Origin of the sequence: Tumebacillus flagellatus (genome assembly GCF_000714935.1) — a bacterium.
In the GTDB taxonomy this organism is placed as follows: Bacteria; Bacillota; Bacilli; order Tumebacillales; family Tumebacillaceae; genus Tumebacillus; species Tumebacillus flagellatus.
The window spans coordinates 1-24,657 of sequence record NZ_JMIR01000031.1; the positions used below are offsets into that span (position 1 = coordinate 1).

General features: G+C 57.8%; 24 protein-coding genes. All 24 read right to left on the minus strand.

Translation table 11 applies throughout. The features are described from left to right. A partial coding sequence (locus tag EL26_RS24040) for an ATP-binding protein (RefSeq protein ID WP_173424626.1) occupies positions 1-1,366 on the minus strand: 1,366 nt, incomplete at its 3' end. Positions 1,367-1,369: 3 nt separating this feature from the next. Further along, complete coding sequence (locus tag EL26_RS17325; protein ID WP_152559306.1) at positions 1,370-2,578, minus strand: DNA cytosine methyltransferase; 1,209 nt, start codon at positions 2,576-2,578, stop codon at positions 1,370-1,372. 191 nt (positions 2,579-2,769) lie between these two features. Beyond that, entirely contained in the window at positions 2,770-4,161 is a 1,392-nt protein-coding gene (rlmD, locus tag EL26_RS17330; protein ID WP_038091792.1) for a 23S rRNA (uracil(1939)-C(5))-methyltransferase RlmD, read from the minus strand. A 12-nt stretch (positions 4,162-4,173) separates the two neighbouring features. After that, entirely contained in the window at positions 4,174-4,776 is a 603-nt protein-coding gene (locus EL26_RS17335; RefSeq protein ID WP_038091793.1) for a cyclodeaminase/cyclohydrolase family protein, read from the minus strand. Next, complete coding sequence (locus tag EL26_RS17340; protein ID WP_038091796.1) at positions 4,773-5,681, minus strand: diacylglycerol kinase; 909 nt, start codon at positions 5,679-5,681, stop codon at positions 4,773-4,775. The genes EL26_RS17335 and EL26_RS17340 overlap by 4 nt, the downstream gene beginning before the upstream one ends. 72 nt (positions 5,682-5,753) lie before the next feature. Continuing rightward, positions 5,754-7,199: an Asp-tRNA(Asn)/Glu-tRNA(Gln) amidotransferase subunit GatB gene (gatB, locus tag EL26_RS17345; RefSeq protein ID WP_038091799.1), complete on the minus strand. Its 1,446-nt coding sequence runs from the start codon at positions 7,197-7,199 to the stop codon at positions 5,754-5,756. Between the two features lie 14 nt (positions 7,200-7,213). Then, the gene (gene gatA, locus EL26_RS17350; protein ID WP_038091802.1) at positions 7,214-8,656 is read right to left on the minus strand and encodes an Asp-tRNA(Asn)/Glu-tRNA(Gln) amidotransferase subunit GatA; all 1,443 of its coding nucleotides are present in this window, start codon (positions 8,654-8,656) and stop codon (positions 7,214-7,216) included. A 2-nt stretch (positions 8,657-8,658) separates the two neighbouring features. Further along, positions 8,659-8,949 (minus strand): Asp-tRNA(Asn)/Glu-tRNA(Gln) amidotransferase subunit GatC, encoded by a 291-nt coding sequence (gene gatC / locus EL26_RS17355; RefSeq protein ID WP_038091805.1) that lies wholly within the window; start codon positions 8,947-8,949, stop codon positions 8,659-8,661. A gap of 220 nt (positions 8,950-9,169) precedes the next feature. Continuing rightward, positions 9,170-10,240, minus strand: coding sequence for an FG-GAP repeat domain-containing protein (locus tag EL26_RS17360; RefSeq protein WP_038091809.1), 1,071 nt, complete (start codon positions 10,238-10,240; stop codon positions 9,170-9,172). A 92-nt stretch (positions 10,241-10,332) separates the two neighbouring features. After that, a complete protein-coding gene (gene cobA, locus EL26_RS17365) occupies positions 10,333-11,082 on the minus strand; it encodes a uroporphyrinogen-III C-methyltransferase (RefSeq protein ID WP_038091811.1) in 750 nt (249 codons plus the stop codon). 23 nt (positions 11,083-11,105) lie between these two features. Next, positions 11,106-12,104: an adenosylcobinamide-phosphate synthase CbiB gene (gene cbiB / locus EL26_RS17370; RefSeq protein ID WP_238546142.1), complete on the minus strand. Its 999-nt coding sequence runs from the start codon at positions 12,102-12,104 to the stop codon at positions 11,106-11,108. Between the two features lie 198 nt (positions 12,105-12,302). After that, positions 12,303-12,971 carry an adenosylcobinamide amidohydrolase gene (locus tag EL26_RS17375; protein ID WP_081857298.1) on the minus strand — a complete coding sequence of 223 codons (669 nt, stop codon included), beginning with the start codon at positions 12,969-12,971 and terminating at the stop codon, positions 12,303-12,305. Beyond that, the gene (locus tag EL26_RS17380; protein WP_052036524.1) at positions 12,947-14,464 is read right to left on the minus strand and encodes a cobyric acid synthase; all 1,518 of its coding nucleotides are present in this window, start codon (positions 14,462-14,464) and stop codon (positions 12,947-12,949) included. Before EL26_RS17380 ends, EL26_RS17375 begins: the two co-directional genes overlap by 25 nt. After that, positions 14,461-15,057, minus strand: a complete 597-nt coding sequence (locus tag EL26_RS24045; RefSeq protein WP_052036525.1) for a histidine phosphatase family protein — start codon at positions 15,055-15,057, stop codon at positions 14,461-14,463. The genes EL26_RS17380 and EL26_RS24045 overlap by 4 nt, the downstream gene beginning before the upstream one ends. Next, the gene (gene cobS / locus EL26_RS17390; RefSeq protein ID WP_038091813.1) at positions 15,048-15,788 is read right to left on the minus strand and encodes an adenosylcobinamide-GDP ribazoletransferase; all 741 of its coding nucleotides are present in this window, start codon (positions 15,786-15,788) and stop codon (positions 15,048-15,050) included. The genes EL26_RS24045 and cobS overlap by 10 nt, the downstream gene beginning before the upstream one ends. Beyond that, positions 15,785-16,531: a bifunctional adenosylcobinamide kinase/adenosylcobinamide-phosphate guanylyltransferase gene (locus tag EL26_RS17395; RefSeq protein WP_081857300.1), complete on the minus strand. Its 747-nt coding sequence runs from the start codon at positions 16,529-16,531 to the stop codon at positions 15,785-15,787. Before EL26_RS17395 ends, cobS begins: the two co-directional genes overlap by 4 nt. Next, positions 16,516-17,649, minus strand: a complete 1,134-nt coding sequence (gene cobD / locus EL26_RS17400; RefSeq protein ID WP_052036526.1) for a threonine-phosphate decarboxylase CobD — start codon at positions 17,647-17,649, stop codon at positions 16,516-16,518. The genes EL26_RS17395 and cobD overlap by 16 nt, the downstream gene beginning before the upstream one ends. A 62-nt stretch (positions 17,650-17,711) precedes the next feature. Further along, positions 17,712-18,257 carry a cob(I)yrinic acid a,c-diamide adenosyltransferase gene (gene cobO, locus EL26_RS17405; RefSeq protein ID WP_038091815.1) on the minus strand — a complete coding sequence of 182 codons (546 nt, stop codon included), beginning with the start codon at positions 18,255-18,257 and terminating at the stop codon, positions 17,712-17,714. A gap of 1 nt (position 18,258) precedes the next feature. Then, positions 18,259-19,656: a cobyrinic acid a,c-diamide synthase CobB gene (locus tag EL26_RS17410; RefSeq protein WP_038091817.1), complete on the minus strand. Its 1,398-nt coding sequence runs from the start codon at positions 19,654-19,656 to the stop codon at positions 18,259-18,261. A gap of 35 nt (positions 19,657-19,691) precedes the next feature. Beyond that, positions 19,692-20,825, minus strand: a complete 1,134-nt coding sequence (locus EL26_RS17415; protein WP_038091818.1) for a cobalt-precorrin 5A hydrolase — start codon at positions 20,823-20,825, stop codon at positions 19,692-19,694. Beyond that, positions 20,818-21,612 carry a precorrin-4 C(11)-methyltransferase gene (gene cobM, locus EL26_RS17420; protein ID WP_038091820.1) on the minus strand — a complete coding sequence of 265 codons (795 nt, stop codon included), beginning with the start codon at positions 21,610-21,612 and terminating at the stop codon, positions 20,818-20,820. Before cobM ends, EL26_RS17415 begins: the two co-directional genes overlap by 8 nt. Then, positions 21,609-22,331 (minus strand): precorrin-2 C(20)-methyltransferase, encoded by a 723-nt coding sequence (gene cobI, locus EL26_RS17425; RefSeq protein WP_038091822.1) that lies wholly within the window; start codon positions 22,329-22,331, stop codon positions 21,609-21,611. The genes cobM and cobI overlap by 4 nt, the downstream gene beginning before the upstream one ends. Continuing rightward, complete coding sequence (gene cbiE, locus EL26_RS17430) at positions 22,328-23,557, minus strand: precorrin-6y C5,15-methyltransferase (decarboxylating) subunit CbiE (RefSeq protein ID WP_173424627.1); 1,230 nt, start codon at positions 23,555-23,557, stop codon at positions 22,328-22,330. The genes cobI and cbiE overlap by 4 nt, the downstream gene beginning before the upstream one ends. Next, a complete protein-coding gene (locus tag EL26_RS17435) occupies positions 23,520-24,656 on the minus strand; it encodes a cobalt-precorrin-5B (C(1))-methyltransferase (protein ID WP_038091827.1) in 1,137 nt (378 codons plus the stop codon). The genes cbiE and EL26_RS17435 overlap by 38 nt, the downstream gene beginning before the upstream one ends. Between the last annotated feature and the right edge of the window lies 1 nt (position 24,657).

Below are 24,657 nucleotides of genomic sequence, written 5' to 3' on the forward strand. Positions count from 1 at the left end.
CGCTTGTCGTGTTTTCGCTTGTCGTGTTTTCGCTTGTCGTGTTTTCGCTTGTCGTGTTTTCGCTCATCGCGTTTTCGCTTGTCGTGTTTTCGCTCGTCGTGTTTTCGCTCGTCGTGTTTTCCATTGAAGCTATGTTATTTAGAATCGGGTCTCTTGCTGAACCGAGGTCTCCATTAACTTTTACACCATCAGTTTCATCAGGAGTAGCGATTACACTGGCCAAAATACTTCTTGCAATGTTGTTATTTTTCGAATTATTGCCCTCAACCGGTACTTCCAATGATATTTTTTTGCTTTTAACTCTCTTACTTGGTTCTTTAGCTGCCTTTAGTTCCTTTTCTATTGCAAGCGCCTCTTTTTTCTTTCTTGTAAGCTCCTTTGTTTCCATATTTGCATGGTACCTAATTCTATTTTCTTTAAACCATTTTGAAAATTCATCCAAGAATGATTTCCATTCATGTGTTTTTTCCATAACTTCCGTTTTAGTTAAATTCGGCTCGAAGTTTTCCAGATAGATTTCGCCAGTGAGTAACCGCATTTCATTGTGATATTCCACACCATACCACACCCCATATTTAACCAGGCGACCATTTATATATAGGTGGAAACCATTCTTGGTTTTCGATGTTGTCGCATTAGAACTGACTCGTGTAATTCCTACCCACCCATTGGCTTTGCAATCATCACCGTATTTATTTCTAACTGTAATCTCGAAATCCTTGTGCCATATACGATCAAACTCAAATGGCTCGATTAGCTCATCGTCAACATACAATTCTAATTGTTTGTTCAAAATAAAATTACCGAATGTCTTTGCGAAGTGTTCGAACACCTCGTTTCTTTCGACATCATCAATAGGGATATTAAGATCAGAAATAACTAATCTTGTTCCATTTTTTAGATCACTTTTACTTTCCTCTCTAATAACTATGCCCCATTCGTTATTTGCTTCTGTTTCCGCAACCGCTACTAATTTATTTGATTGTGTAAATGGGTTTTCCAATATTGCGTTATACGCTATATAAGAATCTTCTCTGGCCGTCACTATTTCGACTCTATTTCCAAGTACTGCAGATGCAGTTTTTAACCCAAACCCATATCCCCCCACATGGCTCTTGTCTTTACTTGTCCCTTGTGCAGGAGTAAGTGCCTTCACCAATTCTTCAATACTCATTCCACTTGAGTTATCCTCAACAACAATTCGATCTTCTTCAAGATATACACGGACCTCAGTAAATCCTTCAACTCTTGCATCTATCGAATTATCCACAAATTCGGCTACTGCACGGGCAATGCTCAAGTTTTGTTTGCCCATGGTCCAGAATAGTTTTGCGCTAACTGGAAGTAAATAGGTATGTGCTTTCATCCTTTATCCCCTTTTCAACAACTCGATTATTTCGTTTGCTACAGCTTTAGCAAGAAGAGGAGGAACAGCGTTTCCAACCAATCTAAAACCATGCCATTTTGTCTCATGGAAGATCATCCAATCCGGAAAACTCATTAGCCGTGCAGCCTCACGTACTGTAATAACTCTAGGAAACTTATAATGGATTGGTCTTAACGCAGTATAAGAACCTTTATCACTCTTGGTACCAGCACGAATAGTAGGAGACAAACCTCGTGACAACAGTTTTTTCCTTCTACTCCTATGGTTCTGCCCTTCTAGAAGAGAAGCAAACTCCTTCACAATGCGTTCATCATGCATGGTTCTCTTCAAATTCGTGATTATGTTATGATCCCATGTTGGTCGAACTGTAGAAAAATCCGTTGAGTCAGTTATTTCTCTACGCATAATAAGTGCAAATTTAGAACACATATTACTATAATTAGAGATTGGTAGGGTATCTCCTGCAATCAATTCTTCGAATTCATCAACATTTGGTAAATCACTTATGGCATCAGCTACAGTCGGGCAATACTCTTTACCATCTTTTTTTTCAATAGAAGAATGCGATTCTGACTGGTGATTATATTCAAATCTTAGATCGTCAGGATCGATATGACTTTCCTCTGGATAAGGTAGCATTTGATTAAGATCCCTTCTAACGCCTAACACAAACAACCTCTTTCTATTTTGAGGTACACCAAACTTAGATGCCTTTAAAACTCGTAATGGTTCAGTTATTTGATATTCCACCTGTAATTCTTCTATAAAACTCCTTAGAGTGTCTCCGTTATTAAACGACATCAATCCCCTTACATTTTCCATAACGAAATACTTTGGTTGCACTTGTAGTACGATTCTGGCGTATTCCAAAAGCAACTCATTTCGTGGATCATCAATTGCACGTTGGCCTGCATTTGAAAACCCCTGGCATGGTGGACCACCAATGATAACATCCACATCCCCAACATTTAATCCAAGGCGATTCAGTATATCGTTTCCAGATATTTCCTTGATATCGTTCTCCATCACATCACAATGTGGGAAATTCAAACGATGGGCTTCTGCTGCGATATCATCATGTTCTACAGCTAGTCTTACATCAAAACCAGCCATTTCGAAACCTAAAGTCATACCTCCTACTCCTGAAAATAGATCTATCGCAACAGGTTTTTTTTTACTATTACCTTCCAACTCATACACCTCTATCGATTTCTACTTTCATATAACGCTATCAAAAACAATTATCAAACCCATCTACACAAATACTATCATAACAAAGTATGTTAAAACCATTTGGTACCGTAATACCAAAATCTTGTTCTCTCCAACCACAGAGAAAAAGCTCCTTAATTAACAGGAGCTCTCTATCACAGATTTCATTCTTATCCCGATATTCTATCTCTCACGAGAAGCGAAACACACTCCACATGAAACGTATGCGGGAACATATCCACCGGCTGCACCTCAACGGTCTTAAACCCGTGGTCCTCCAAGTACCGCAAATCCCTTGCCAACGTACTCGGATTGCAGCTCACATAAACCACGCGCTCCGGCTTCATCTCCGCAATGGTCGCGAGCAACTCTTCCTCGCAGCCCTTGCGCGGCGGGTCGACCACGATCACGTCGACCTTAACGCCTTCCTCGTGCCAGCGCGGGATCACAACTTCTGCCCCACCGACCTCAAAGTGGGCATTCTCCAACCCATTCAACGCCGCGTTCTTCTTCGCGTCCTCAATCGCTTCCGGCACGACTTCCACGCCGTAGACATCCTTCGCCTTCTTCGCGAGGAACAACGAAATCGTCCCGATCCCGCAATACGCGTCAATCACCGTCTCCGTCCCGGTCAACTGCGCGTACTCCAGCGTCTTCCCGTACAGCACTTCCGTCTGCACCGGGTTCACTTGAAAGAACGACCTTGCCGAGATATCAAACTTGATATCGCCAATCGTATCCGTAATCGTATCGTTCCCCCACAGCGTCACCGTCTCCCGGCCGAAAATCACGTTGGTCTGCTGCGTGTTCACGTTTTGGATAATGCTCACAACATGCGGAATCCGCTCGCGGATCTTCTCCACCAGCAACTCCGCCTTCGGGATCTTGCGGCCGTTCGTCACCAGCACCACCATCGTCTCGCCGGTATGGAACCCGACGCGCCCGATGATGTGCCGCACCAACCCCGTGTGCGTCTGCTCGTCGTAATGCTTGATCCCCAGCTCCTGCAAAATCTGCTTCGTCGTATGCACGATCTCATCATTATACGGATGCTGAATCGGACACCCCTGCATCTCAATAATCTCATGCGTCCGCGGCGCATAAAAACCAACCGCCAAGCGTCCGTCAATCTCGCCAAGCGGCACCTGTGCTTTATTCCGGTACAACCACGGCTCTTCCATCCCGAGGGTTTCGTGCACTTTAACGCCCTCCAACTTCCCGATCCGCGTCAAGGCATCCACAACCGTCTGCCGCTTATGCCGCAGTTGCGCTTCATACGACAGATGCTGCAACTGGCACCCGCCGCAACGATGGTAGATCGGGCACGGCGGCTCCTGACGGTCCGGCGTCGCCACCAGCGTCTCGATCAAGCGCCCATACCCGTACGTCTTCTGCACTTTCGTAATCTTCGCTTTCACCCGCTCGCCCGGCAACGCGCGCGGGACGAACACGGTAAAGCCCTCCACCTTGCCCACGCCTTCCCCTTCGTGGCCGAGTCCGGTGATGTCGATCTCGTAGTAGTTGTTTTTTTCAATCGGTACGGGGAATTTCGGTTTCGCCATCTGTCGGTCTCCTTATGTTTGCGCGAGCACTCTGTCTCGGTAATCGTTCGCTTCCATTCGCCAGCGGTCGATGCGCTCTTGCAAGAGGTCGTCCGCCCCTCCCGCAAGCACAATGTTCGCTTCCGCAATCTCGCAGATTCCAAACACCGCCGCATGCGCGAGAAACGTCACCACCCGCAAATCGCTGTGCACACTCTTCGGCACTTTCGGCCCCAAGCCGTCCAGCAACCGCAACAGTTTCACGGTCGTGCCGGCGATCTTGGCGGGGCTGCCGACGTCCTTGCGCACGCAAGCGGCCAGATCTCCTTGGATGATCTTGGCCGCCGCATAGACATCTCCTTCGCCGTATTCGAGCAACTTCACCCGCAACGCACCGGCTTCGGAGAGCAGTTGTTCAATTTCCACTATCTCACTACCAGTTTGCCCCTTCCGTTCCAGACGATTCCGCGCCACGCGGGCGATCAACTCGGCAAGCGACGCCGCGAGCGCTCCGCAGCAGGCAATCACCGTCCCGCCCGCCGGACTTGGAACTTCCGGATGCGCCACCCAGTCACACAACTCCGGCAACGGCTCGTCTACAAAACGCCCCGCCCGGGTTCGCGGCTGCTCGCTCATGCCAAAACCTCCTCGACCGGCTTTGGCACCAGCACGTTCAAGTGGTGTTTCAGACATTCGAACTCGCGCGGCAACAACCCGCCGAATTCGCCGTCCAAGTTCAACTCCACCTCTTCCGCAGACGAAACGGTCAAGCGATCCGTATGGAAGTAGATCACGCGGTCCGAATTCAAATGCTCGCCGCGCAACGCCAGCGTCGCCAAGCGCACCAACTCCGGAATCTTGCACGGCTTCACGATGATCACGTCAAAAAAGCCATCATGCAAACTCGCGTTCGGCGCCAACTTCTCAAACCCGCCGATCGAGTTCGAGTTCGCAATCAAGCACAGCATCGCTTTGCCCTCAAACGCAAAGTCCGGCGAGTCGATGGCGATCTGAATCGGCTTCAAAAACGGCAGCTTCTCCAAGCCCTTCACGTAATACGCCAACTGCCCCAAGTGCGTCTTGAGCTTGCTCGGCACTTCATACGTGATCTCCGTCAACCGCCCGCACCCGGCGATGTTGATGAAAAACCCGTCACCCACGCGCCCGACATCGAGCGGCACGCGATGGTTTTGCAAGATGATCTCACACGCGCTCTTCAAATCGCGCGGCAAGTGCAGCGCCCGCGCCAGGTCGTTGGTGGTGCCGCCCGGCAAAACCCCGAGCGTCGGGCGGTACTCCATCTGGGACAACCCGTTGATCACTTCGTTGATCGTACCGTCGCCGCCGGCAGCAATCACCAAATCGAAACGATCTTCACACGCTTGACGAGCAGCTCTCACCGCGTCGTTCGCTCCGTGGGTCATCGCCGTCGAAACTTCCAGCCCCCCCTGTTCCAGAAAATCCAAGATTCGCGGTACAGAATGGAGCAGCGCTTCTTTCCCAGCCGACGGGTTGTAGATTAATCGTGCACGTGGTCGCACCGTGCGACACCTCCTGTGACTTGCCGTAACAAAACCCCAAGTTCGAGACTTGGGGTTTCGTTCGTGATGCGGTTAGGCGTTCAGACGATCGAGGAAAAGCTTGTTGAGCAGGCCGGGGTTGCCCTTGCCCTTGGTGGCTTTCATTGCTTGGCCGACCAGCGCGCCGAGCGCTTTTTCCTTGCCTGCTTTGTAGTCCTCCACCGATTTCGGGTTGTTCGCGATCACGTCGTCGACGATTTTCAGCAGTTCGCCCTCGTCGGAGATCTGCACCAGCCCTTTTTCCTTGACGATCGCTTGCGGGTCTTTGCCCGATTGCAACATCTCTTTGAAAACTTCCTTGGCGATCTTGGTCGAGATCTCACCGACGTCGATCATCTTGATCATCGCGCCGAGTTGCCCCGGTTGCAGCGGCACTTCCTCAATCTCCAAGCCGTTCGCGTTCAAGTAGCCGAGGAAGTCGCCCATGATCCAGTTCGAAGCGCTTTTCGCTTCCACACCGGTCTGCACGGTCGCTTCAAAAAAGTCCGCGACCCGCTTCGACGCCGTCAACACGTCCGCGTCGTGCGACGGCAAGCCGAATTCCTGCTGGTAGCGGGCTTTGCGCTCTGCCGGAAGTTCCGGAATCGTTGCGCGCACCGATTCGATCCACGCGTCGTCGATCTCCAGTTCCACGAGGTCCGGCTCCGGGAAGTAGCGGTAGTCGTGCGCGTCTTCCTTGGTGCGCATGACGTGGGTTTTGCTTGCCGCGTCGTCCCAGCGCAGGGTCGCTTGCTCAATGGCAACGCCCGATTCGATCATGGACTCCTGCTCGGCTTGTTCGTACTCCAGCGCTTTCTTGACGTTGTTGAACGAGTTCATGTTCTTCAACTCGCGCTTGGTGCCGAACTTCTCCTGTCCCCACGGGCGCAGCGAGATGTTGGCGTCGCAGCGCAGAGAGCCTTCCTCCATCTTGCAGTCGGAAATCTCGCAGTATTGCATGATCGCTTTGAGCTTCTCCAAGTACGCTTTCGCTTCGTTCGGCGTGCGGATGTCCGGCTCCGAGACGATCTCGATCAGCGGCACGCCCGCACGGTTCAAGTCCACCAGCGTGGAAGAGCCGTCCTCCGCATGCGTAGATTTGCCGGCGTCTTCCTCCATGTGCACGCGGTTGATGCCGATGCGCTTGGTGTAGCCGTCCACTTCGATTTCGATCCAGCCGTTCTGCCCGATCGGCTTGTCGTACTGGGAAATCTGGTAGGCGTCCGGAGAGTCCGGGTAGAAGTAGTTTTTGCGGTCGAACTTCGAATCCTTGGTGATCGTGCAGTTTAAAGCGAGCGAGGCTTTCATCGCTTTGTCCAACACTTCGCGGTTGAGCACCGGCAGAACGCCCGGATGACCGAGGCAGATCGGGCAAACGTTCGTGTTCGGAGGCGCACCGAATTCTGCCGAGCACCCGCAAAAAATCTTGGAACGGGTGTTCATCTCGACGTGGACTTCCAAACCGATGATGGTTTCATACTTCGAAACGGTGGTCGTCATAGGTCGTTTCCTCCTTACAGACTGGCGCGCGCGGAAAAACCGGCCGCCTGCTCGAACGCATGCGCCACGCGCAACAACGTCGATTCGTCGAAATGTTTGCCGATAAACTGCACGCCGACCGGCAGCCCGTTCGTCAAGCCGCACGGTACGGAAATCGCCGGAACGCCCGCCAAGTTGACCGGGATGGTGTAGATGTCGTTCAAATACATCGTCACCGGATCGCCAACGTTCGACCCCAGCGCAAACGCAGGAGTCGGCGCCGTCGGCGAGAGGATGACGTCATAGTTTTCAAACACAGCGTCAAAGTCTTGCTTGATCAAGGTGCGAACTTTCTGGGCGCGCAGGTAATACGCGTCGTAATAGCCGGACGAAAGCGCGTACGTGCCCAGCATAATCCGCGTCTGCACTTCCTCGCCAAATCCTTCCGAACGCGTGCGCTTGTACATGTCGATCAAGTTTTCGCCTTCCACGCGCAAACCGTAACGCACGCCGTCAAAACGCGCCAAGTTCGAAGACGCTTCCGCCGGCGCGAGCAAGTAGTACGTCGCCACGGCGTACTTCGTGTGCGGCAGCGTGACTTCACCCACGACAGCGCCGAGGCTTTCGAGGGTTTGAATCGCTTTCTCGATCTGTTCGCGAACGCCCGCATCCATGCCTTCGCCGAAGTATTCCTTAGGAAGTCCGATGCGCAGACCCTTGATGTCGCCGGTCAACGCGGCAAGATAGTCCGGCACGGAGAGGTTGGCGGACGTCGAGTCGAGCGGGTCGTGCCCGGCGATCGCTTGCAGCACGATCGCGTTATCTTCGACCGTCTGCGTAAACGGCCCGATCTGGTCGAACGAGGACGCATAGGCGACGAGGCCGAACCGGGAAACGAGGCCGTACGTCGGCTTCAGACCGACAACGCCGCAAAACGACGCCGGTTGACGGATCGAGCCGCCGGTGTCGGAACCTAAGGAAAACAGGACTTGTCCCGCCGCGACAGTCGCCGCCGAACCGGACGAAGAACCGCCCGGCACGCGGGAGAGGTCCCACGGGTTGTGCGTCGGGAAAAATCCGGAGTTCTCACCCGTTGAGCCCATCGCAAATTCGTCCATGTTGGTCTTGCCCACCGAGACAACGCCCGCGTCGTTCAGTTTGGAAACGACGGTCGCGTCATACGCGGATGTATAAGTTTCCAAGATCTTCGACCCGCAGGTGGTCGGCAATCCCTTGGTGTTCAAGTTGTCCTTGATCGCGCCCGGAATGCCGTAAAGCAACCCGGCGTCGGCGGGAATCTCGTCCAACTGCTTTGCGCGCTCCATCGCAACCTCGCCGTGGACGGAGAGGTAGGCGCGGACTTTCTCGTCGGTCGCCGAGATGCGCTCCAGAGATGCGCTGACCAGCTCGGACGGTTTGATTTCACGGTCTTGAATCTTCTTATGTAAGTTGCGGATCGAATCGTTGAGAAGCGACATGTTTAGCCCTCCATGACGGCCGGGACTTTGAAGTGGCCGTTTTCCGATTGCGGAGCGTGAGACAGCGCTTCTTCTTGCGTCAACCAGGTGCGGGGTTCATCGTCACGCAACACGTTTTTCAGCGGCAGAGAATGCGTGGTCGGTGCCACGTTCTCGACGTCGAGTTCTTGCAGTTCGTTGGCAAAGTTCAAAATCTTGCCGAGCGTCTCCGTCATCTTGGCTTTTTGCTCGTCCGAAAGCGCCAAACGGGACAAGTGAGCGATGTGTTCCACTTCTTGCAGGGTGATGCTCATCTCCACACCTCCGAATAGAAAAAACCGCCTCCATAAGGGGGATTTTCTTTTTATATATCTGCTTATTATAACACAATCCCATTTTTGCCACCAATGCCGCAAAGAAAACACCACGGAGCTTCACCCGTTCGTTCATCATCGACCTATCGCGAAAAAAAGCCCCCTTCCCGTTCGTGTTTCTACTTCGCGAACGGAGGAGGCTTTCCTTTTTTCCCCTTTTTCAAAGCGGGACGGCGCGGGTGATTTTCCACTCGCTCCACTTGTCGGGTTGGTGGGTAAATTCGAAGAGGAGTTTTTTTTCATCGTCGTAGTAGTCGGGGTAGATCCAGTGGTAGAGCACGGCGTGGAGAGCGGAGTGTTTGACGGTGTCGAGGTGGTGCGCGTAGAAGGGATCGAGTTTGAGTTTGGTGCCGCGCGAGAGGTAGTGTTCGGCGCCGAGTTCGTCTTGGAGTTCGAGTGCGGTCAGGTAGGCGTCGGCGGTCTCTTCGATGGTGAGCGCTCGTTGGAGGCATTGCTCTTCGCGGCGGACGGGCACGAACTGCGCGGACTCGCCCGGTTGGCGGGTGTAGCGCAGCAGGTCGGTGACGGAGAGGTAGTCGGACGAGCGGGTACGCTCCATCAGCACATCTCCGCCGCCGATGCGCTTGACGCCCGTGAATCCGGAAAAAACATCAAGGCTCCCGTCCGGCGATTCCCACAGCATCAATTTCGGTGCCGACAGCGGGTCGAGTTCCTCCGGGTCGGTCCAAAACACCAGCACATCCGGGCGTCCGTCCCGGTTGATGTCGGCGAGTTCCACGCGGAGTTTGGGGTCGGGAAACACATCCTCGTACAGAAGTTGTCCGTCCGCCAAGCGGATGCGGACGTGACCGCTGCGGTTGGTAGCGTACGTTTCCACGGCGTCGAGGCGGGCGTCTTTGTCGAGGTCGATCGATTCGATCTGCACGGGGCGGGGCAGAGTTTCCAAGTTGCGGTGCGGCGCGTCGAGTTTGGGGTAGCGGAAGTGGAGTTCGATGGTTTTCGGTGCGCGGCGCAGATGCAGGACGCCGTCCGGTTCAGTGTCGGGCGGCAGCAGTTGACCGTCGCGGATGTGCAAGACGCGGGCGATCGGCAGGGCGAACACGTCGCCGGACGGGTCGGCTTGCAGCGGGGAGAGTTCCACGAGCAGGTAGAATTCGCCGGAGTCCGGGACGGTGAAAGAGACCGGGCGGGATTCCACGATGCCCAGCCACTTGCCGTTGACCCGCGCAGAAGCCCCGTAGAGAGAATCGGGGATGATCGTAAATTGCATGGGCGTTCACCTCACATGTTCTCTTCAGTGTATGCACGCCAAACAAAAAAGCCCAACGCAATTCCGCGTTGGGCTTGATCTAAGTACACAACTCAGAGCGAATCAAACCACTGAATCTTCTCCCGAACTTTCACAACGTCCCCGACCAAAATGATCGAGGGATTCGCGATCTCCTGTTCGCGGGCGATGTCGACGATGGTGGACAGCGTCCCCACCACCGTGCGCTGTTCGGGCATCGTGCCCCAGTGGATGATCGCAACCGGCGTCTCGGCGTCGCGCCCGTGCCGGATCAACTGCTCGCAGATCAGCGGCAGGTTTTTGATCCCCAAGTAAAAAGCAAGAGTGTCGACAGCCGTTGCGATTTTGTCCCAGCGGATGCTCGATTGCTCCTTGCCCGGGCATTCGTGTCCCGCCACCACCGCAAACGAAGACGCGACATTGCGCTGCGTCACCGGAATGCCCGCGTACGCAGGCGCGGCAATCCCCGCCGTCACGCCCGGCACCACTTCAAACGGGATGCCGTGCTCCGCCAGTTCCGCCGCTTCCTCACCCCCGCGTCCGAAAACGAACGGATCGCCGCCCTTGAGGCGCGTGACGATCTTGCCTTCGAGCGCCTTCTGCACGAGCAGAGCGTTGATCTCCGCTTGCGGGAGGGAGTGACGGTCGGGCAGTTTGCCGACGTAGAGCAGTTCTGCGTCGGGTCTTGCGTATTCTAACAGCTTCGGATTCGCCAAACGGTCGTAGGCGATCACGTCTGCTTCTCGGATGCATTCCACTCCGCGCACGGTGATCAGTTTCGGGTCACCGGGCCCGGCGCCTACCAAGTAGACTTTTCCTACCATGAGAGTTCCTCTCCTTCTATCCATCAAGTCATCGTTTCGAGAAACCAAAGGAGTGCCTGCGCCGCAGTCATTGCGAGCAGGTACAGCGCGGTCGTGAGGTAGAGCAGACGGATCGTCTGCAAGATATGCCGCGGCGCGGTGTCAACTCCCCGATCGCCCATGTGCGCGCGAAACGAGGGAACGCCTCCGTAGGAATTGTTTCCTCCCAATTGGATGTTCAGTGCCCCCGCGACCGCCGCTTCCGCAATCCCGCTGTTCGGGCTCGGATGCTTCGCGGAGTCGCGCAACGCAATAATCCAAGTATTCCTACCATTATACTTCAATATAGTAGAGGAGGCAACGAGAAACGGCAGGGTCAGCCTGGCCGGAACCCAATTGGCAAAATCGTCGAGGCGGGCGGAGGCCCAGCCGAGATGCAGGTATTTTTCGTTTTTGTAGCCGATCATCGAGTCGAGCGTGTTGACGGCGCGGTACGCCATCGCCAGCGGCGCCCCGCCGAGGCAAGCGAAGAAAAGCGGCGACGTCACGGCGTCCACGATGTTCTCCGCAACCGTCTCGATCCCGCCGCGCGAAATTTCGCCGCAGTCGAGATGTTCGGTGTCGCGTCCGACGATCCAGGAGAGGCGTTGTCTCGCCAGCGGCAAGTCGCCGGCTTTCAATGCCTCGTACACGCCGCGTCCCGCTTGGGCGAGTCCCTTGGTGGCGATCGTCGTGGAGATGAGCCAGATTTCCAAAGCGTAGGAAAGCCACTTGGAGAGCAGGGACGCGAGATGGAGCAGCTCGTACGTGACGAAATAAGTGCCGCCGACGATCAAGAGCGGAAAGAGACAGCCCTTGAGACGCGCCGTGCGTTTGCTGTCGGAAGCGCGGCGCAGCAAGCGGTCGAGCCGAGTGACAAACTTGCCGATGATCACCACCGGATGCGGCAGCCATCGCGGGTCGCCCACGAACAGGTCGACGAGGTACGCGAGCGGCAGGATCAGAGCGATCGAAAGCGCGTGAGAAAAAAAGAATCCATTCACAAAAGGGACTCCCCATTCAGGGAAAAACGCACTTCCAATCATACGAGAACCCCCTGAGCAAAAAGTCTACCTCGTTCAGGAAAACCCGCATTGTCATGAGTGACAACGTATCGGAGAAGCGGGTTTTTCCTACCTTTACGCATGTGTCTCTCCCCGTCATTTGCAGAGGCGCATTGGAGCAGGGGATTTTTTTCAGCCTCACGCATCAGGCTCTCCCCCCTCCAACAAGCAGGCTTTCAACGCGTCGTACACGCAGACCGCAAGCGAATTGCCAAGCTCTGTCGCAACGCCGGCGTATTGGTGGAGACCCGTGTAAACAGAGTTTTGCGTGGAGGCGAGGATGATCGAATCCGTAGTGGTTCCGGTTGCCGGCTGCCCTTGCGTATCGGTGATGCCGAGGTCTTGCAACACGGCCGTTTTGGCTTCCGTGATCGTGATCAGCGCGTTCACCAACGCCGCTTCCGTCAAACGCGCATCGAACACCGCGATGATGTTGATCGTGCCCGCCCGATAGCCTGGATACGTCTTGCGCTTCACTCCGGCGCGTGCCGCATTGCCAACCCCCGCCGTCACATACACCCGCAACTCAAACTCCTCGCCTCCTGCAAAACTCTCCACCACTTGCTCCACATCCGCCGCCGTCATCATCGCGACCGTCTCTTCCGGCGGCAAGCCCAAGGTCTCCACCCGCTCCCGCACATCCCGCCACGGATCGTCGCTCTGATACCCGTGCGGCACCTGCACGTTCAGCAAAAAACGCCTCTCCCCCAACCCTCCGCCATGCAGCGAAGAACTGAGCGTCAGAAACGGGCGGTCGCCCCGCAACATCAATACGCCTTCCGTTATCGTTCGCTCAATCCAAGACATGCTGTTCCTCCGATGATCCGGTACATCCGCTCCACGTCCACATGCCGGCGCAGATGCGCGGCGAGGGCTGCGTAGCTTTTTTCCCGGCGTTCCGATTCGGTTTCGATCTCTCCCGTGAGCGGGGCGAACCCTTTTTGCACGCGCAAGGAATTGAGGAAGTCGCGGGTGAACGCGCGGTTTTGGAACAACCCGTGCAAGTACGTGCCGAACACCCGCCCGTCCGCCGACACCGCTCCGTCTTCCTCCCCCGATTCAAATTGCAAAAACGCACTCCCCGCTCTCCGCTCCGTTCGCCCGAGATGGATTTCATACCCTTCCACCTCGTGCTCTTGAAAGGAAGCAGCAAGCAGACGACCGCGGTTGCGAACGGTCTTTTTTTCAGCAAGGAAGGTGGTTTCCAGAGGCAGCAGACCCAAACCTGCAACCTGCGGGTGCACCGACTCCACGCCGTCGGGATCGTGCAACACATCGCCCAACATCTGAAAACCGCCGCAGATGCCGACGACCGCCGCTTGGCGGGCGAGGATGGCTTCCGCGAGACCTGTCTGTTGCAGCCAGAGCAGGTCATCGACGGTGTTCTTGCTGCCGGGAAGCAGTATCAAGTCCGGCTTTCCGAGCGCTCGGGCGGACGAGACGAAGCGGACGTTGACGCCCGGTTCCTCTTGCAAAGGGGCGACGTCGGTGAAGTTCGAGATGCGCGGGAGCTTGATCACGGCGATGTCGAGGTCGGCGTCCGCACGGTCGCGCGCTTTGAGACGCAAGGTTTCCAGCGCCAGCGAGTCCTCCGGGTCGATGCCGTGGTCAAAGTGCGGAATCACGCCGAGCACGGGAATTCCGGTGCGCTCCTCCAACCACTGCAAACCGGAGTCGAGCAGTTCCTTGCGCCCGCGGAATTTGTTGATCAGAAAGCCCTTCACGCGGGCTCTTTCATGCGGCTCCAACAGCTCCAGCGTCCCGACCAAGGAAGCAAACACGCCCCCGCGCTCGATGTCCGCCACCAACAGCACCGGACAGTCCAGCATGTCGGCGATACGCATGTTGGCGATGTCGCGATCCTTCAAGTTGATTTCGGCGGGGCTGCCCGCGCCTTCGACGACGAGCAAGTCGTATTGCTGTGCGAGGCGGTCGATCGACTCTTGGATTTTCGGGATCATCAGCGGCACGTACTCGTTGCGGTAGGAATAGGCGTCGAGGTCCGCAAAGTGCTTGCCGTGCACGATCACTTCGGAGCTCATCTCCGCTTTGGGCTTGAGCAGAATCGGGTTCATGTCGACCGTCGCTTCCACGCCGCACGCTTCCGCCTGCACGCCTTGCGCCCGCCCGATCTCGCCGCCGTCGCGGGTGATGTAGGAGTTGAGCGCCATGTTTTGCGATTTGAAAGGAGCGACGCGAACGCCGTCTTCCTGAAAGATGCGGCACAGTCCGGTGCAGAGCAGCGATTTGCCCGCGTCGGACGAGGTGCCTTGAATCATGAGAGCTCGAAGTTGGGTCATGGGGCTGTGATATCTCCTTTCATGAGCTGCCAACCCGCATCTGTGCGGCGGACATGCAGAAAACCTCCGGGCGGGAGGTGCAGAGCCGAGAATCGGGCGGGGTCTTGCAAGACGTACTTCGCATACCAATATCGGATCGGGCCGCCGTGGGAGACGACGAGCCGAGTTGTTTTTTTCGTCTGGAAAAAAGAATCGTGCCACGCCGTCAGCCGTGCGTCGAGTTCCGTCAAGGTTTCGCCGCCCGGCGGGGCGACCGTCCACGGGTCGTCGTACCAGCGCCAGAGGCGGTCGCGGCAGGCGGCTTCGAGTTCCGCGTACGACTTGGCTTCCCAATCGCCGAAGTGAAGTTCGGCGAGGCGCGGGTCGGGCTGCAACGGGACGTCGCTTGGCAAGAGGAGTTGCGCGGTTTGCGTCGTGCGTGCCGCGGGGCTGTGCGTTGCCGATGTGACGGAGCGGAGTTGAGGCGCGAGGGTTTCGCGCAAAGCGATGATTTGCTCCCGTCCTCGGTCATTCAGCGGAAGGTCGGTGCGCCCGATGTAGAGACGGCGGGCGTTGCCTTCCGTTTCGCCGTGTCGAACGAAGATCAGATCCATTGGAGGTTCCTCGCGACCACGACGGAGAGCAGCACGACCGCTTCCGTCACTTCACAGAGAGCGCCGTACACGTCGCCCGTCAGCCCACCGATTTTGCGGAGCGACGAACGGATGAGGAGTGTGCAGGCGACGGCGGACAGGACGAGGGTGAAGATTCCGAGGACTCTTCCGACAAACAAACACACCAGCAGGAAGAAGAAAAAAACAACCCATCCCTCAACCCGCGCGTCCTTGCGCAAACTCTGTGCCAGCCCTTCCTCGCGGGCGTAGGGAAACCCGTACAGCGCGGCGGTCATCGCCATCCGTCCAAGCACGGGGGCGGCGGCCAGCGCGATGATTTGAGACGACCCTTGCAGGGAAAAAAGCGCCGCCGCCTTGGTGCCGAGCAGCAAAATGGCGGCGAGCACGCCCATGCCGCCGACGCGGGAGTCTTTCATGATCTCCAAGATGCGCTCCTTGCTGCGGTAACTGCCGAATCCGTCCGCCGTGTCCATCAGCCCGTCGAGATGCAGGCCGCCTGTGAGGAAGACCCAGAGGGTCAAAAGCAAAATCGCAGTCACGGCGGGCGGGGTGAGAAATTCGAGCGCGTACCCGACGAGTGCGAGCAACGCGCCGAGAAGGACGCCGACCACTGGATACCACGGCGGACTCTTGCTCCAAGCGTCGGGGTTCAAGTTGCGCGGCACAGGCAGACGCGTTAAAAAACCAAGTGCGTGGAAAAAAGAACTCATAAGTCCGTGCCTCCTCGTGAGGCAAGGTCGATCTGTGAAAAGCTCTCCTCGAAAGAAAATACCTTCGTATTTGGAGTCCCTTGGGACATCCGCTCCGCACTCCCCGAAAACCATTCGTTGCTTTGCTCCTCTATGAGACTCGCATTCTCCGGGTGATGTTCGTTCCTTTTTTCCTCTAGAAACGTCTCTTCCACGTTCGGCAGTTTCAATGGTCGTCCCGACACAACCAAGTACACGTCCTCCGCCTGTGCCGCGAAGATTTGGTTGACAACGCCCAGCAAGTCTTGGAACGCGCGACCGAGCGGGGTCAGCGCAACGCCGCCCAGCCCCGTTTCGTTGGTGACGACGGTGGCGGGGACGGAACTCTGCCGCAAGCGGGCGGCGAGTTGCGTAGCTTCATTAAATAGGCGATTTCTCGTCCCCTCCGAACGCCACTCCTCTTCCGGCAGTTGGAGCAACACCGTGGAGACCCACGTCGAGAGGTCGTCGATCAGAACGCCTTCCCAAGGCTGTCCTGCGTCTTGCATCGCTTCCATCAAGGGTTCCGCCAACTCCGCTTGCACTTCCAACAGCCCCCATTGTGCAGGGCGTCTGTCGCGATGCACATCAATCCGCCGCTCCATCTCTTCGTCCCAAACTTGACCCGTTGCAACATAGAGCACGCGGCGGGAGAGACCTGCGACGCGCTCGGCCCAGGCGCTTTTACCGGAGCGGACGCCGCCGGTGATCAGGGTGTAGGGCATGCGGGGCTTCCCTCCTCGATCGCCTGTTGCAAAGCGCGCAACAGACGCAGATTCTCCTCTCGTCCGCGCACCGCCACGCGATAGAAGCCAGGCCCTAAGCCCGGATACGCGGCGCAGTTGCGGATGAGCACGCCCAGTCGTCCGACTTCCTCTTGCAAGTTCGGCGTCTTACAGCGAAACAGCACGAAGTTGACTTCGCCTCCGTATGTCTTCACACCCGGCAGCCGCTCCAACTCTGCTGTCAAAAAAGGACGTTCCTCGCTTAACCACTCGACCGTCCGCGCCTCAAACGCCAAGTCCAACACACCGGCAATTCCCGCCGCCTGCGCCAGCGAATTCACGCTCCACGGCGGCAGTTCGCGCTCGATGCTTGCCGTCAACTCCGGCGCGGCAAACGCAAACCCCAGCCGCAGACCCGGAATCGAGAAAAACTTCGTCATCGAGCGCAGCAACACCACGTTCGGATGTTGCTCCAACTCTCCCGCCAGCGTCTGTGCTCCCGGCAAGAAGTCCAAAAACGCCTCGTCCACCAGCAAAAAACGATCTCTCGCCCGCAACCGCTCCGCCATCTCGCGCAACCACGCGAGCGGCAACAGTCTGCCGTTCGGGTTGTTCGGGTGTCCGACGATCATCACGTCGACACGCCCGCACGCGTCCAACAACGCCTCCCGCGACGGGAGGAAATCGTCTTCCTCGCGGGCATACACGCCGTACAACTGTGCTCCCGCCACGTCGGCCGCCTCTGCATATTCCGAAAAGCAGGGATGCACCACCCCGACCGTCTGCGGTTGCAGCATCCGCAGGATGCCGTAGAGGATTTCAGCGGCACCGTTGCCGACGCTGATCTTCTCTACAGGTTGACGGTAGCGGCGTGCCAGTGCGGTTTTTAGCTCGCGGGATTTCGCGTCAGGGTACGCGGTGATGCTCGACAAGTTCTCGCGGATCGCTTGCCACACCGACTCCGGCGGCCCCAGCGGGTTGATGTTGGCGCTGAAGTCCAACAGCTCCGCGCGCGGCACGCCCAAGCGCTGTTCCGCTGTCCAGATGTCGCCGCCGTGTCCGTATCGTTCGATCAGGTCTACTCGTTCACTGTCGGCGAGCCGTTCCATCGTCTTCATGAAAAAAATCCTCCTCGCATGGTCATGCAGAAAATTCTACCATTGCAAGTGCGCACCGTCATTTAAAACTCCACACCGTATACAGCGGGAATTCCTTCGTCGTAGTAATGCTTCACCGGTTGCATCTCCGTGACCAAGTCGGCGAGGTCGAGCACCTCTTGCTTCGCGTTGCGCCCCGTGATCACGAGATGCGTGTAAGACGGGCGCGTGCGAATCAGGTCAAGCACTTCATTCAGCGGAAGCACGTCGTCGATCGGAAACTTGGTGATCGAAAGCGCGTTGTTGAGCTCGTCGAGCACCACGACGTCGTAGTCGCCGGAGCGGACTTCCTGCTGCACGATCCGCCACGCGTCGGCGAGGGCGGCGCGGTGTTCTTCGGGCGTTTTCGTCCATGTGAAGCCGATGCCCAACTGGCGCATGTCGACTCCGAGTTGGGCGAGGGCGGTTTTTTCCCCGTAGGTGCGTTGGGGGCCTTTGATGAATTGCAGAATCAGCACTTTGTACCCGCGTCCGACGGCGCGCAAGCAGAGGCCGAGGGCGGCGGTGGTTTTTCCTTTGCCGTCGCCCGTGTAAACGAGGGTCATGCCGCGACGTTTCGTGCGGTCCATGTCAGACCCTCCTCCGACGGTATTCGGCGGCAGCGGAGAGGAAGCGGCGCGGGACTTGCGGGTTCGACGGGAAGTAGAGATGCGTGTACCCCGCGACGAGGTTGGGAGTGGTGAAGCCCTCTTCCTTCTGACCGCGCAACCCTTTGGTGACGTACGCTTTCGGCGCGGCTTCCGTCGACGTGGAGTAGTGGAACTCGTGTCCGCGCACTTGTTCGCCCGCTTCCAATAAAAAGTGCGGGGTCGCCGCCGACGCTTCCCGATAGCCGAGGGCGGCGAGGCGGTCCTGCATCTTCACGTCCGACGGGATCAAGCCGACCATCTGGAACGCGTCTCCGGCGCGGTCGGTGATCGTGTTGCAGAGGTACATGTAGCCGCCGCACTCCGCAAGGGTCGGAAGTCCATCCGAAATGCGGGCGTGCATGTCGGAGCGGACGTCCGTGTGGTCTTGCAGCTCGCGCGCAAATTCCTCCGGGAAGCCGCCGCCGAGGTACAGAGCGTCGGCGTCGGAGGGGATTTTCTCTCCGGCGAGCGGGGAGAAAAATTGAAGTTCCGCACCCGACTGCTGCAAAAGCTCCAAGTTCTCCGCGTAGTAGAAGTTGAACGCGGCGTCGCGGGCGACGGCGATTTTCACCTGCGCGGGTGCGGGAGTATCTGAAAACAGAAGCGGAGTCTCCGGTTCGGCAAGCGGCGGTGCGGATTGCGCGACGGCGAGGATTTGATCGAGGTCGAGATGCTCCTCCACCAAGTCTGCCAACTTCTGAAAAAGCGGCTCCAATTCGCCCCGCTCCACCGCCGGAATCAAGCCGAGGTGCCGCTCCGGAATTTGAATGCCCTCCGTGCGCGTGAAACCGCCGAAGAGCGGGACGTTGCATTCCTGCTCGACGGCTGTTCGGACGAGCGAGATGTGCCCGGCGCTGCCCGCTTGGTTTACGATCACGCCGGCAATCGGAGCATCGTCTGTCAGCGTGCAGAAACCCTTGACGATCGCGGCGGCGGAACGTGCCATGCTGGCGATGTTGACGAGCAGAATCGTCGGGGCTTGGAGCAACAGCGAAATTTCGGCGGTGCTGCCTTGGTTGGTGCGCGGGTCTTTGCCGTCGTAGTAGCCCATGACGCCCTCGATGATCGAGAGGTCGGCGTCGCGGGAACCGCGCAGGAACACTTCGCGCATGATTTCGGGCGTCGTCATCCACGTGTCGAGATTGCGGGAGGGGCGGCCGGTGACGGAGGTGTGGTACGTCGGGTCGATGTAGTCCGGGCCGCACTTGAAGCCTTGGACGCGCAGGCCGCGACGCTTGAACGCCGCCATCAAGCCCAGCGTGACGGTGGTTTTGCCGACGCCGCTTCCCGTACCGCCGATGACGAGGCGGGGGCGTTGGTGAAGAATGGTTTCCTTCATAGAAAAAATGACGCCTCCTTGCGGTTGGATATCGCTCAATGTGCGCTGGGGACAGGGGAAGCCGTTTCAGGCTGATTCGGAACCAGCGCGACGGAGATCGTGACGTTGCCCGATTTCTTTTTTTCCAAAACCCAGTGCGAGGCCCCTGAAGACAAAAGCGCGGCGGGTTCGCTGACACCGTAGGCTCCGGTGTATTTAAAGACCGTTTCCGACGGGTTCGCCAGTTCGACGGTGTTGAGCTCGGCGGGCGCATAGGTCTTAAACCCCCAGCCATACTGAGCACAGAGGTCGAGGAGCCCGACTTCATCCTTCTTCAGGTCGATGGAGGCGATGTTGCGGACGCTTTTGATCGAAAAACCAAGTTCTCCCAGAGTCTCTGCAACAACCGCTTCGATCTCCTCCCGCGAAGTGCCTCTGTTGCAGCCGATCCCGAGCACGATGTTCTTCGGGCGGTAGAGGACGCCGTTGGCGAGCAACACGCTCTCTTCCTCGGGAGCCAGCACGCGATGCGTGATGACCAGCGCGGCGTTCCATGGCCACGGCTCACGAAGTTCCATCGCCTCGCCGCACGTGGACACCACGCGGAAATGCCCGGGCAACGGTTTGTCATACGACCACCAATTCCGCTCGCCCGACTCTTGCACGATCACGACGGGCTCTTCGTTCACCACCGCCGCCGAAACGGGCGTGGCGCGCTCGAAGCTTTCGATCTCCCAGCCGAACTGCCGCCCGAACAGGTCGACCGGAATCGTCTGCTGCACGTCGGACGCGGTCGTCACCACCGGAACGGCTCCGAGCAACTCCCCGACCACCCGCGTCAGTTCATTCGCCCCGCCCAGATGCCCCGACAGAACGGAGATCGCAAACTGGGCGCGGTCATCGACGACGACAACGCCGGGGTCTGTTTTTTTATCTTTCAAAATCGGAGCGATCATCCGTACGACCGCCCCGAGCGAAATGAATTGGATGATTCCCGTGTAGCGTTGAAACAGGTCCGGCAAAATCAGTCGAACTGAGCCTTCAAACAGGTGAATCCCCCGCTCTTCCTCATCGCCCTGCGCGAATTTCCTCATATAATAAAGGTCCGAACCGGGCAAGTGCGCGTGCAAGTGACGCGCTTTCTCCACCCCGTGCTTCGTGATCGCGACGATGGCATAGGGGTTAGGCATTCGACGGCACCCCTTTGCGGAATTTGTGCGTGAATTCCTTGTCATACAGCTTGGAGCGGTGTCCGTCTTGATCCACCAGCGTCGGATCGAGCGCCCAGCCCATCAGAATCATCGCGTGCGAGCGGATGTTGTGTTCGCGCATCGCGTTGTCGAGTTCGCCAAGCGTCGTGCGGACGATCTTTTGATCCGGCCACGTGGCGCGTTGCACGACCGCAACGGGGGTATCGGGCGTCCATCCCGCGTCGAACAGCTCGCCCATGACTTTACGGGTCAAAGTGGCGCTGAGATAGAGCGCGATGGTGCAGTGATGCTTGGCGAGATCGGTCAGTTTTTCCCGTTCGGGGACGGGAGTGCGGCCTTCGGCGCGGGTGAGGATCAGCGTCTGCGTGAGTTCGGGAATCGTCAGTTCCGCTTGCAGCGCCGCCGCCGAAGCAAAAACGGACGAGACGCCGGGCACGATCTCATACGCCACGCCCGCCCGCTTCAACAGGCCCATCTGCTCCATGATCGCGCCGTAGATCGCCGGGTCGCCGGTGTGCACGCGGGCGACGCTCTTGCCCTGCTGCACGCGGTCGATCATCAGCTCCACCATCTCGTCGAGGTCCATGCCCGCCGATTTCAACACTTCCGCCGACGGCTTGGCGCGGGCGATCAGTTCGTCGTTGACCAGCGAATCGGTGTAGAGCACGACGTCGGCATTTTGCAAAATCGAGAGGCCCTTCACGGTGATCAGGTCGGGATCGCCGGGGCCCGCACCCACGATGTAGACTTGCGGCTTCAAGTTCATTTGCGCACCACCAACAGGCTGAGATAGTTCAGCTCCTGCCCTTTCAACTCGTGAATGTCCAGCCACACTTGCTCTTCGCCCGACGTGACTTTCGTGACGACGGACGCGTTGCGATCCAGCCCCAACTCCGTCAGCACGTCGATCATCAGGTCCATCACCTTCGCGACTTTGATAAAAACGACCGTGTCATGCGACTCCACAGCCTGCTTCATGCTCTCGCGGTCGTCCGTCGCGGGAATGATCGCGAAATGCTCGTCGCCGTCTGCCAGATGCAAGCCAAGGCGTGCGGCGGCACCCAGCGCGGATGAGATGCCCGGCACCGAGTGGATCTCCACGTCCGGATGCAGCGATTTCATCGTGCGCGCCATGTGAATCCACGTCGAGTAGAGGTTCGGGTCGCCCTCCGTGACGAACGCGACATCGCGGCCTTGGGACAGCGGCTCCCAGATCGTGGCGACCGTTTTCTCCCAAGAGGCTTGCAGAGTGTCGGCGTCCTTGGTCATCGGGAAGACGAGGCCGAGCAGTTCCTTCTCCCCCGGTTGAATGTACGTCTCCATGATTTGGTGAGCGTAGCTTTTGCTGCCCATGCGTTTTTTCGGATAGGCGATCACGTCGGCTTCCTTGAGAATCCGAAACGCTTTGACGGTGATCAATTCCGGGTCGCCGGGGCCGACGCCGAGGCCGTAGAGTGTGCCCAGTTTGACAGTGGTTGCGGTCATGCGACTTCCTCCTTCCAAGCGGTGATGATATAGATCGGGTTCAACCCTTCAAATCGTGTCATGTTGAGGATCGGCTTGCTGCGCGACGTTTGCAGAAGCGTCACGCGGAACGTCATGCCCAATTTCGTGAACGTCTGCGTGGCGTCGTACAGCGTCTCGATCGTTGCGGCGTTGAGCACGATGCGGCCGTTGGGACGCAGGCGCTCCGACGCGATCCGCAGCACCTCGCCCATCTCGCCGCCGCTTCCGCCGATGAACACCGCGTCCGGATCGGCCCACGCGTCGAGGAACTCCGGCGCTTTTCCGTGGTAGAAGTGGAGGTCGGTGCGGAAGGTGCGGGCGTTTTGCTCGGCGTTGTCGAGGTCGGCTTCGTTTTTTTCAATGGCGAAGACGCGGCCGAGCGGGGCGAGTTTCGCCGCTTCGATGGCGACCGATGCCGTGCACGTGCCGATGTCCCAGACGGTGCTGTCCGGGCGCAGGTTCAATTCGGAAAGCGAGAGCACGCGGACTTCGCGCTTCGTGATCAAGCCCTTGTCCGGCTTGCGTTGCGCGAAGTGTTCGTCGTCGATGCCGAGCGTCCAGCGCGGGACGTGGGCGTCCGGTTTGTGCAGCAGGAGGACGACGTTGAGCGGCGCGAACTCCGCGCCCTCGACTTCGTGCAGGTGCCGGAACTTGCGCACGCGCTCGTCGTCACCGCCCAAGTTCTCCGCGACGATCATCTCGTACTCGTCCATGCCGTACTGCTGCAAATACCGTGCAATCGTCGACGGCGTGTTGGTATCGTCGGTGAGCAGCGCGACTTTCGGCTTGCCGTCGATGCGCTGGGCGAGACCCTTGATGCTTTTTCCGTGCAGGGAATCGATGTGGGCGTCTTGCCAGCCGAGACCGGCGCGGGCGAAGGCGAGTTGGATCGAAGACAGGTGCGGGTGGATGATCAGGCCCGGCACTTTCTTGCTCAAGTACGCGCCGATGCCGTAAAACATCGGATCACCCGAGGCGAGCACGACGATGGAGTTCGTCCCCGTTCGCGCTTCTTGCAAGTGCTCGACCAACTCCGTCAACTTGCCGGAAATCGTGTACGTCTCCCCCGTCAACTTCGGGAAAAACGCCAGATGCCGCGCCCCGCCCATCACCAGCCCGGCTTCCTCCACCAATTTCCGCTGGGCCGGGAACAGTCCGGCCGCGCCGTCATCCCCGATCCCGATCACATGAATTTCGTTCATCAATGGCACCCCTTCCCAACAAATCGCCTTTCATTGTCGTCAGCACCGTCTCCACCCGGAGGCCGCCGCCGACTTCGTCGAGACTGTGACGGCACGCGTGCCCGCACAGTTTTTCAAAAAAAATCCCCAACCCCGCACCCTGCATCAGATCGCCGACTTGGGTGGCCGTATTGGCGGTCTGAATCTCCGCCAGCAGGTCCGGCGGCGCGCCGCAGTCCGCGGCGACTTCCGCTAGAAAACCGAAATCAACCGGTGCCGACTTGGAGTGCACCATCATCACGCCTTGGGCGATCTTTGAGAACTTGCCCATCATCCCGACCAGCGAAACTTGGCTTGCCCCTTGCCGTTTGGCGTGACGAAGCGAGAACCCCACGAAGTCGCCCATCTGAATGAACGCTTCCTGTGGGAGCTCGGGGTAGAGTTTCATCGCATACTTCTCCGAACTGCCGCCCGTGGTGAGGACGAGGTGGTCGCACCCGCCCGCCCGCGCGACTTTGATCGCTTGCACGACCGACGCTTGGTACGCCGCCGTCGAAAACGGCACGACGATTCCCTTGGTGCCGAGAATCGAGATGCCGCCGACGATGCCGAGTCGCTCGTTGAGGGTTTTTTTGGCGATCTCGACGCCCTTGGGGACGGAGATGACGATGCGCACGTTCTGCGTGATGCCGTACTCGTTGAGCAGATCGGCGGCGACTTTGCGGATCATGCGGCGCGGAACCGGGTTGATCGCCGCTTCACCGACGGGCACGGGCAAGCCGGGTTTGGTCACCCGCCCGACGCCGATGCCGCCGTCGAGGTGGATTTCGCCGGAGTTTTCACCCTGAACCCAAGACACTTCGGCGAGGATCAGCGCGAGATGCGTGGCGTCCGGATCGTCGCCTGCGTCCTTGATCACGCCGCAGACGGCGCGGTCTGTTTCAACGCCGCAGCAGACCATCTGGAACGCGATCGTCTCGCCGATGGGGAGCAGGATTTCGACCGACTGCACAGGCTCTTGGGTGATCAACGCAAGCAAGGCGGCTTTCGTCGCCGCCGTTGCGTTTGCGCCCGTGGTGTAGCCGCGCCGCATCTGGGACGGGTCTTTTTCCGGGTCTTTCATG